Source organism: Stenotrophomonas sp. 22DLJC03, from assembly GCF_056861405.1.
The window spans coordinates 588,719-597,346 of sequence record NZ_JBSPUG010000002.1 but is presented as its reverse complement, the minus strand read 5'-3'; the positions used below and the strand labels follow the sequence as shown (position 1 = coordinate 597,346).

Annotated in this window: 9 protein-coding genes and 1 tRNA gene; 5 read left to right on the top strand and 5 right to left on the bottom strand. The window is 65.5% G+C overall.

What is annotated here, in order from left to right; translation table 11 throughout:
- Window positions 1–203: 203 nt before the first annotated feature.
- Window positions 204–620 carry a GNAT family N-acetyltransferase gene (locus tag AC13GA_RS08670; RefSeq protein WP_046987585.1) on the bottom strand — a complete coding sequence of 139 codons (417 nt, stop codon included), beginning with the start codon at window positions 618–620 and terminating at the stop codon, window positions 204–206.
- 77 nt (window positions 621–697) lie between these two features.
- Here AC13GA_RS08670 and AC13GA_RS08665 point away from each other — a divergent pair, with 77 nt between their 5' ends.
- Window positions 698–1,654 carry an SOS response-associated peptidase family protein gene (locus tag AC13GA_RS08665; protein ID WP_482997886.1) on the top strand — a complete coding sequence of 319 codons (957 nt, stop codon included), beginning with the start codon at window positions 698–700 and terminating at the stop codon, window positions 1,652–1,654.
- Window positions 1,655–1,699: 45 nt separating this feature from the next.
- Here the strand turns inward: AC13GA_RS08665 and AC13GA_RS08660 are convergent, their stop codons facing one another.
- The gene (locus tag AC13GA_RS08660) at window positions 1,700–1,897 is read right to left on the bottom strand and encodes a hypothetical protein (protein ID WP_046987587.1); all 198 of its coding nucleotides are present in this window, start codon (window positions 1,895–1,897) and stop codon (window positions 1,700–1,702) included.
- Between the two features lie 69 nt (window positions 1,898–1,966).
- On the bottom strand, window positions 1,967–2,347 hold the full coding sequence (locus tag AC13GA_RS08655; RefSeq protein ID WP_046987588.1) for a response regulator: 381 nt from the start codon (window positions 2,345–2,347) through the stop codon (window positions 1,967–1,969).
- A 132-nt stretch (window positions 2,348–2,479) separates the two neighbouring features.
- Here AC13GA_RS08655 and AC13GA_RS08650 point away from each other — a divergent pair.
- From AC13GA_RS08650 to AC13GA_RS08640, 3 genes are all read left to right on the top strand, one after another.
- Window positions 2,480–2,565, top strand: a tRNA-Leu gene (locus tag AC13GA_RS08650).
- Between the two features lie 71 nt (window positions 2,566–2,636).
- Window positions 2,637–3,179 (top strand): GNAT family N-acetyltransferase, encoded by a 543-nt coding sequence (locus AC13GA_RS08645; protein WP_136638186.1) that lies wholly within the window; start codon window positions 2,637–2,639, stop codon window positions 3,177–3,179.
- 115 nt (window positions 3,180–3,294) lie between these two features.
- The gene (locus AC13GA_RS08640; protein WP_482997885.1) at window positions 3,295–4,734 is read left to right on the top strand and encodes a GGDEF domain-containing protein; all 1,440 of its coding nucleotides are present in this window, start codon (window positions 3,295–3,297) and stop codon (window positions 4,732–4,734) included.
- On the opposite strand, the gene AC13GA_RS08635 is transcribed toward AC13GA_RS08640, so the two are convergent.
- Together AC13GA_RS08635 and AC13GA_RS08630 are read right to left on the bottom strand one after the other, a co-directional pair.
- Window positions 4,731–6,557: a methyl-accepting chemotaxis protein gene (locus tag AC13GA_RS08635; RefSeq protein WP_480983027.1), complete on the bottom strand. Its 1,827-nt coding sequence runs from the start codon at window positions 6,555–6,557 to the stop codon at window positions 4,731–4,733. The genes AC13GA_RS08640 and AC13GA_RS08635 overlap by 4 nt on opposite strands.
- Window positions 6,558–6,812: 255 nt before the next feature.
- The gene (locus tag AC13GA_RS08630; RefSeq protein ID WP_482997884.1) at window positions 6,813–7,514 is read right to left on the bottom strand and encodes a GNAT family N-acetyltransferase; all 702 of its coding nucleotides are present in this window, start codon (window positions 7,512–7,514) and stop codon (window positions 6,813–6,815) included.
- On the opposite strand from AC13GA_RS08630, the gene AC13GA_RS08625 reads away from it, so the two are divergent.
- Complete coding sequence (locus tag AC13GA_RS08625) at window positions 7,513–8,601, top strand: DUF5694 domain-containing protein (protein WP_337302711.1); 1,089 nt, start codon at window positions 7,513–7,515, stop codon at window positions 8,599–8,601. The genes AC13GA_RS08630 and AC13GA_RS08625 overlap by 2 nt on opposite strands.
- Window positions 8,602–8,628: the final 27 nt, after the last annotated feature.

Here is an 8,628-nt window from a genome sequence, read left to right as displayed (position 1 = left end):
AGAGGCCTAGGACATCACCCTTTCACGGTGGCGACCGGGGTTCGAATCCCCGTGGGGACGCCAATTCTTGAAAACCCCGGTTTCGACCGGGGTTTTTCTTTGCCTGCGATCTGCTGGTGGAACGCATCCACGCATGGCGTGGATCTACCCCGACTCTGCAGTAGATCCATGCCATGCGTGGATGGAAAACGCTGGACCGCGCCTCAGAACCGCCGATACATCCCGATCGATGCCGGTGCCGTCGGTGCAAAACCGAACTGCGCGTACAGCCGATGCGCCTCGCCATCGGCCAACAGGCTCACATAGGCCGACGGCGGCAGGTTGCCCTGCATCCACTCGCTCAGGCGCCGCATCACTTCCTTGCCCAGACCCTGCCCCTGCAGGCGCGGCAACACCGCGATATCGCAGACCTGAAGGTGACATCCGCCATCACCAACGATCCGTCCCATCGCCACAAGTTCGTTGCCCTGGTAGGCACACACGCCGAACAAGGTATTGGGCAGTGCACGCGCCGCGGCCTCCTCGGTCTTGGCACTCAGACCGGCCAGCACACGCAACCGGCAGTAGCCCTCGACGGTTGGCACAGTCTCGCGGAACTGGCAGGTGGCGGAATCATTCATGCGGTATCTCCCTATAGGTCGAGCTATCCTGCCTCATCCCCGTCGCAGTTGCTGCGATCCATCCCGGCAGATTTACCATGTGCTATTCCGCCCTGATCCGCGCCGACTACGCCAAGCTGGTGCGCGAGTTCGGCGCCATCCTGTCGCTGGAAGATTTCGCGGAGCTGTACGCGCACGATCCGGGCAAGAAGCGACCGAAGACACCCAAGGCGATGGATGACGGCTTCGCTGCTGCACGCACCGAGCTGGGGCGCGACATCGTGGCGAAGATCCAGCAGTGGCATGCGCAGGAGCAACGCGAACTGGAAGCGGACCTGGCCCGCCAGTGCGAGCGGCGTGATATCGCCAACGCCACGCTGGCGACCCGCCCTACCCAGAAAGCACGCAATGACCTGCGTGTGGCCGGCAACCGCATCGAGCGCGCGCAAGCCCGGCTTGAAGACCTGCACCGGGTGCAGTTGCTGCCACGCGATAACCGGATTTTCCCTGGCACCTATGCGCCGGTGATGATCAGCGAGAACGGTGAGCGGGTGATCAAGCCGATGCGCTACCAGTGCCGGCTTCCTGACAAGCCCGCACGCAACGACGTGCTTTATCCCGGCACCTACAACGCACGACGCGACAGTCTGGAAGGCTACTGGCGTGGTGCGTTCGGCCTGCGCCATGGCGTGGTGGTGGTGCAGGCGTTCTACGAGCACGTGCCCCGCCATGCCATCGCGGGACGCACGCTCGGCGCAGACGAAAAGGAACAGGACGTGGTGCTGGAGTTCCGTCCCGATCCACCGCGCGACCTGCTGCTGGCCTGCCTGTGGGCGGAATGGGAGGGCCCGGAGGGCCGCCTGCTGTCATTCGCTACCATCACCGACACACCGCCCGGCGACGTTGTTGCGGCTGGTCATGATCGCGGCGTGGTACCTATCCGCAAGGAATACCTCGATGCCTGGCTCAATCCCGATCCGGACGACCTGGCGCGGCAGTACCGAATTCTCGATGACCGCGAGGACATCCGCTACGTGTATGAGGAAGCAGGTTGAACATGGCGCGCGAATGAAAAACCCCGCCTGGGCGGGGTTCCTGGATCAGGGGTTGCCGCCGCACATCGCCTCTTCGCAGAACGCTTGCTCCTGCAGGCACTGCTCAACCTCGCCACCCCGCGCAATGCAGCTCTTGTAGAGCTGGTAACAAGGCTGGCCGCACCACGCGGCAGAGGCCGTACCACCGAAGACAGCCATCGAAAGGACACCCGCAGCAACCACGCGCTTGATCCACTTCTTCATGCCACTCTCCTTGTAGGCCTGAGCATTCAGGCCCGGGCAGCATACGCCCGCCGATTCCATCAGGACCAATCAGGCCTTCGCGCTGGAACGACCCACCGCGCGCGCCAGCGCCCGGCTCAGATCCGCCGACAGGTACGGCTTGACCAGCAGCACACCAGCCAGCATGGACTCAGGCAGCTGCTCGGCCAGCATCCCCGTGGCCAGCACGAACGGTACGCCACGCGCCGACAGCGCAGCTGCGACCGGCTCGCTGGTTTCATTGCGGGCAAGGCGATAATCGAGCAGGGCCACGTCCGGCGCCGAATCCTCCAGCAGGCGCAGCGCTTCGGCCACGCCCGCCGCCAACCCGACCACGGTCGCGCCGGCATGCACCAGCTGCATCTGCAGCAAGGCGGCACTCATCTCGTCGTTCTCGACCACCAGCACCCTCAGGTCCTGCAACACTGTCATCGGCTACCGCTCCTGGAGGGATACATGCCGCCGCAGTATAGCCACCATGGGGTCGAAGCCGACAGGAAGCGCCCTGATCGCCTCTCCCCCTATGAAAGCCCTGCCGACCTCGGTTACACTCGCACGCTGCCTGCCGGTGTGGCGGAATGGTATACGCAGCTGACTCAAAATCAGCCGGGGGTGACCCCATGAAGGTTCGAGTCCTTTCACCGGCACCATTGCATCAAAGGCCAGGTCTCCGACCTGGCCTTTTTGCATTTCCGGGTTTGGAACGCCGACACTGGCAGCCATGCCCGCCCCTTTGCACCCCTCGCCTCCCGACACCCCGCCCACGCGCCTGCGCTCGTTGCAGCCGGATGATGCTGTCGCCTGGTCGCGCTATCTTTCGCTGCCCGGCGTGACCGAACACACCAGCTGGGGTGACGTTTCTCCAGAAGCACTACGCCACCTGATCAACAGCTACGCAGCCTCGCCGGTCGACCGGCGCTGGGCACTGGTCGATGCAGACAACCTGCTGATCGGCACCGTAGGCCTGAACGGAATCGATCTTCAGCATCGCCGCGCCGAGCTCGCGTACGATCTCGATCCCCGCTGGCAGGGCCAGGGACTGGCCACGAACGCGGCGCGTGCCGTGCTGGCCTGGGGACGCACTACACTGGCGCTCGTCCGCATCCAGGCCACGGTGCTGGACAGCAATACCCGTTCGATCGCCGTGCTGGAACGCATCTGCATGCAGCGCGAGGGACTGCTCCGCGCTTATCGCCAGGTCCGCGGCCAGGCCGCTGACTTCTGGATGTACGCGCACATCGAGAACACCGCGTCATCGTGCTGAAACACAACGGCAACCACTGACAACGTTGCCAATGGACGCAGCGCACACTTTTCTTGCAAGCCTCACGTGCATCTGCCTATCTTGAGGGCAGCCGGACCTGGGGGCGGGGGAATGCATGACGTTGCGTGCTGCACTGTTTTTTCTGGTCACGCACGCGCTTGTCATTGGTCTGATCGGCCCTCAGGACCCGATAGGTTCCTTCCTGCTGTTGATGGCTGCTCCCCTGCTGGCGGCACTGGCATGTGTGCGGCGTGCCCGCGACAGCAGGGCCGCCTGCAAGTGGCGGCTGCTCGGCTTCGCCGTCGGCCTGTTCTCGATCGCCTTGCTGGCCCAGCTGTATCGCATCGCGGATGGCGGCGGGCAGGCACAGATGCCACTGTCGTCGCTGATCCTCTACGTGTTCTACCGGATACCGCTGACCTATGTGGCGGCCAGCCCTGGGGGCGGCAACCGCTACGTGCGCGCCGTGGACCTGTCGATCATTGCCCTGCTCTGGCTGCTGTACTACGTACACACGCGGGCGCTGGTGCACCTGGATGCAGCCCTGTGGATGCGGGGTCTGAACGCGATGAGCACTGTGCAGAACGGTCTCGTATTCTGCTTCGCGCTGATCCGCTTCCTGGCCGAAGACAATGCCGATCGGCGTGACTTCTTCCGTACCCTGACGACCTATGCGCTGGGCTATTTTCTGCTCGCGTTCTACATCAATCACTACCAGCCCCAGGTGCCCGACGGCGGTTGGGGCGACCTGCTGATCAGTGGCCTGTTCGTACTGCTGGCAGTGATGGCAAGCAGCCCATGGCGGCCGCCTGCGGTAGCGGTGTCGCGCAATCTGCGCCGCGTCGTCGATGCTGGTGTTCCATTGATGCTGCCCCTGTTGCTGATGATGGTGGCACTGCTGGTCTCACGCCTGCATCCAACACTGGCGATCGTCGGCTTCATCGGCGCCATGTTGGGTTACGCGTTGCGCAGCGTGCTGACCCAGGTCGAGATCCAGCGCCAGCGTGACGAACTGGAAGCACTGGCCCGGCGCGATCCATTGACCGGGTTGGGGAACCGACGCAACTTCGACGAATCCCTCGGCAGTGCCCATCGCCGCGCACGCCGCCAAGGGCTGGGCCTGGCCGTGCTGATGATCGACATCGACCATTTCAAGCGGCTCAATGACACCTATGGCCACCCGGAAGGTGACCGCCGGCTGCGCGCGGTCGCCGGGATCCTTGATGGCTGCCTGCAACGCGGTGACGACCTGCTGGCCCGTTATGGCGGCGAAGAGTTCATCGCCGCCCTGCCCTCGCCCGATATCGCTCATGCCCTGAGCCTGGGCGAACGACTACGCGCGGCGGTCGAAACTGCCGGTCTGCCGGCGGCCGAAGCCGTCGTCACCATCAGCATCGGCGTGGCCTGGCAGGCCGCCCGCGAGAACGGCGATCCGCGCGACCTGGTCGACCGCGCCGACCAGGCCCTGTACCGGGCCAAGCACGCCGGGCGCAACCGTGTGCACGGCGCCCCGGCCGCCACGGCCGGGAGCGAACGGCCCGACCGGCGCGCCTAGACCGCGCGCAGCACCGTTGCCCCGTGCAGATGCCCGGCCGCGCCCTGCACGCGGAAACCAGCCACGGTGTGCAGCAGCTGCGCCGACTGCTCCTCCATGCTGCGCGCCGCCGCCGACGCCTCCTCGACCAGCGCTGCGTTCTGCTGGGTACCCTGATCAATCAGGTCGACCGCATGGTTCATCTGCTGGATGTCGTCGCTCTGCTGCTGCGCGGCGGTGCTGATCTCGGTCATCAGATCGCTGACCCGACGCACGTTGACCACGATCTCGTCCATGGTCCGGCCGGCACTCTCGACCTGGGCGGTACCAGCGCCGACGTTGGCGACCGACTCGTCGATCAGGTGCTTGATCTCCTTGGCCGCGCTGGCCGAACGCTGCGAAAGTTCGCGGATCTCGGTGGCGACCACGGCAAAGCCACGGCCGTGCTCGCCAGCACGTGCAGCCTCCACCGCTGCATTGAGCGCCAGGATGTTGGTCTGGAAGGCGATCCCGTCGATCACGCCGATGATATCGACGATGCGCCGCGACGAGGTGTTGATCACCGCCATGGTCTCGACCACTTCATGCACCACGCTGCCGCCCTTCGCCGCGACATCGGCAGCACCACCGGCAAGCTGGCTGGCCTGCCGCGCATTGGTGGCAGTGCGCTGCACGGTCTCGGCCAGCCCCTTCATCGACACCGCGGTTTCCTCCAGCGAGGCCGCCTGCTGCTCGGTACGCTGCGACAGGTCGCTGTTGCCCTGCGCGATCTCGGTCGCGCCCACCGCGATGGTGTCGGCGGCGAACTTGATCTGGCCGATGATGGCCGCCATTGCCTCGACCAGCGAGTTCACGCCCTCGCACAGCTCAGCGATCGGGCCACGCTTGTCGGCCGTGGCCACGCGCTGGGTCAGATCGCCGCCTTTGGCCGCCGCCACCACTTCACGGGTCTGCGCCACCGCCCGCTGCATGGCCTGGTTTTCATGTACCTGCGCGGTGATGTCCGTAGCGTATTTGACGACCTTGAACGGCTTCCCGTTGAGGTCAAGGATCGGGTTGTAGGACGCCTGGATCCAGACCTCGCGCCCGCCCTTGCCCAGGCGCCGGTACTGCCCGGCATCGTATTCGCCGCGTCCGAGCTTCTGCCAGAACTGCCGGTACGCTTCACTGCTGCGGTGGTCGGGTTCAACGAACAGCGAGTGATGTTGCCCACGCACCTCGTCCAGGCTGTAACCGGTGGTGGCGAGGAAATTGTCGTTGGCCGAGAGGATGCGGCCATCCATGCTGAACTCGATCACTGCCTGCGACTTGCCGATCGCTGCCAGCTGCCCGGCCGAGTCCGCCGCCTGCAGTTTCTGCGCGGTGATGTCGGTAGCGAACTTGACCACCTTGTAGGGGCGTCCCTGGCGGTCCAGCACCGGGTTGTACGAGGCCTGGATCCAGATCTCACGCTGGCCCTTGCCGAAGCGCCGGTATTGCCCGGCGTCATACTCGCCGCGCCCCAGCCGCGCCCAGAAGTCGCGGTACTCGGTGCTGCCGGCGTGCTCTGGATCGACGAACAACGAATGATGCTTGCCCTGGATCTCTTCCAGCCGATACCCCATTGCCTGCAGGAAGTTGTCGTTGGCCTGCAGGATGGTGCCGTCGAGCCCGAACTCGATGACCGCCTGCACGCGGTGCAGCGCCGCGACCTGCGCCTCAAGCTCGGCGCGGTCGTTCGCCGCCAGCTCGGTACTGGGCCGATGCCGGGGAGCCAACGCACCCAACAGCGCGCGCCAGGGAGACCAACGGGTATGCAGCTCGGCCGGCGCCTGCGCGCCCGCCGTGAAGCCTGGAATGAGCATTGTCTGATCCTCGGTGTCCGGTAAGCGGTTGCGATCCGACGGGCGGGATGCCCGGCGGCAACATCAGTTGCCTGGGACTACAGGTGCCGGCTGGCACCCCTCGAGCGGCTGGCAAGAACGTCTGGTGCGGGCGCGATCAGCATCTGGGAGCGGCGGAACACACGGCGCGGGCCGCCCATCGGGGGCAGCCGGGGGTCCTGCAGCGGGTGACTGGAGCGGGATCCAGAGGGGATATCGGCGATGCAGTCGGCGGCTTTAACCGGATTCCGCGACGCCCGTCGCATCTCCATGCTTTGCCGCAGGAATGCGGTAGACAATCGCCGTGTACTTCACGCCCTGCTCACGCCCGGCAGGCACGCCGCCAAGCGATTCGACCAGGCGCCGGCTCGGCGCGTTCTGCTCCACCACCGGGTAGCGGAATGCCGCGCATCGCAGATGCGCGGAGGCCCGCGACCACACCGCCGAGACGGCTTCCCGGCCGTAGCCCTGCCCATGCATCGCCTCGCTGATCCAGATGCCGAGTTCGGGCTCGGCGTCTCTGCTGCGATGAAGGCCGGCCAAGCCAAGGAAGGCGCCATCGTCACGCCGGCGGATGACGAAGGTGATGTCCGTGCCCGAGGCGATGGTTGGCAACCACGCCTGCCAGACCACAGCGAAGGCCTCCTTCGACGGCGGCGGCTCGAACGCCATGTAACGGGTCAGCCCCGGCGTGATCGCTGCGAATGCCTCATCCGCATCCGCGGCCGTGAAAGGCCGAAGGCGCAACCGCGCGCTATCTATCATCCAGTTGCCGGATGTCATGTCATGCACCACCTGTCCATTGAGCACAGCCTCGCCCAGCAGACTGATGCAGCGCAAGGCAAAAGGGTTTACATGACCAACGGGAGGTCCCCGGATACAGGGAAACGGCCAGCATGCAGTGACCTGCAGGACGTTCACGGACACGGAGATCAACATGCTTCCACGCTTGGCCAGCTACCTCTTCCTGGGCCTGTGCAGTACCGGCGCCCTGGCTGCCGATGCCAGCTACCGGCCGACCTTCCATCCCGACCAGCTGAAGGGCCCACCGGCCGGGCGTCCGAACGAGGTGCTGGTGTTGGGCAGCCCGCATCTGTCCAGCCTGCCGAAGACCTTCGAACCGGCGATGCTGGAGCCACTGCTGAAGCGGCTGGAGGCCTGGCAGCCCACCGCGATCGCGGTTGAGAACCTCTCCGGCCTGCAGTGCGATTTCATGCGCCGCAATCCGGCCCGATACGCAGAGAGCGTAGCGGACTACTGCGTCGATCCGGCGCCGGCACAGGCCGCCACCGGCCTGGACGTTCCCAGCGCCAACGTGGAAATGGAACGCCTGCTTGCAGATTGGCCGAAGGCGCCAACCGCTGCCCAGCGGCGCCGATTGGCTGCAGTGTTCTTGGCCGCGGGCGAAAGCAGTTCGGCAGTCGTCCAATGGCTGCGGCTGCCCAAGGAAGAGCGACGTGCCTCCGACAGCCTGACACCGGAGCTGGTGCAGTTCCTCGACACGCGCATGGCCCGCCGCAACGAGGCCGGCCTGGTGGCCGGCGTCCTTGCCGCACGCCTGGGGCTGGAGCGCGTGTGGTCGGTCGACGACCACACTGCGGATTCGCCGACGCCGGCATCCCAGCAGAAGGCCTATGCAGCGGCCATCCGGGGCGCTTGGGATAATCCCATCGTCAAGGCACGTAGGGCGGCTGATGAACGGCTCGAAGCCAATCTTGCCCAACCGGACGGACTGCTGGCGATGTATCGCGCCTACAACACACCCGAGACCGCGATGGTGGCCTACAACAGCGACTTCGGCGCGACGCTGGTCGAGCCCTCGCCAGAAGGCTTCGGCCGCAACTACGTGGGCTACTGGGAAACCCGCAACCTGCGCATGGTCGCCAACATGCGCGACGTACTCGGCCAACAGCCGGGCACCCGCATGCTGACCATCGTCGGTGCCTCTCACAAGGGCTACTACGAGGCCTATCTCAACCTGATGCACGACGTACAGCTGGTCAGTTCGGATGAAGTGCTGCGTTGACGTCAAGCCGGTCGGCTGCGGTATCTT

Coding starts and splice junctions, on each gene's coding strand:
- AC13GA_RS08625 (WP_337302711.1), top strand. CDS start 7,513: ATGCTTCCACGCTTGGCCAGCTACCTCTTCCTGGGCCTGTGCAGTACC.
- AC13GA_RS08665 (WP_482997886.1), top strand. CDS start 698: ATGTGCTATTCCGCCCTGATCCGCGCCGACTACGCCAAGCTGGTGCGC.
- AC13GA_RS08660 (WP_046987587.1), bottom strand. CDS start 1,897: ATGAAGAAGTGGATCAAGCGCGTGGTTGCTGCGGGTGTCCTTTCGATG.
- AC13GA_RS08635 (WP_480983027.1), bottom strand. CDS start 6,557: ATGCTCATTCCAGGCTTCACGGCGGGCGCGCAGGCGCCGGCCGAGCTG.
- AC13GA_RS08645 (WP_136638186.1), top strand. CDS start 2,637: ATGCCCGCCCCTTTGCACCCCTCGCCTCCCGACACCCCGCCCACGCGC.
- AC13GA_RS08655 (WP_046987588.1), bottom strand. CDS start 2,347: ATGACAGTGTTGCAGGACCTGAGGGTGCTGGTGGTCGAGAACGACGAG.
- AC13GA_RS08670 (WP_046987585.1), bottom strand. CDS start 620: ATGAATGATTCCGCCACCTGCCAGTTCCGCGAGACTGTGCCAACCGTC.
- AC13GA_RS08640 (WP_482997885.1), top strand. CDS start 3,295: ATGACGTTGCGTGCTGCACTGTTTTTTCTGGTCACGCACGCGCTTGTC.
- AC13GA_RS08630 (WP_482997884.1), bottom strand. CDS start 7,514: ATGTTGATCTCCGTGTCCGTGAACGTCCTGCAGGTCACTGCATGCTGG.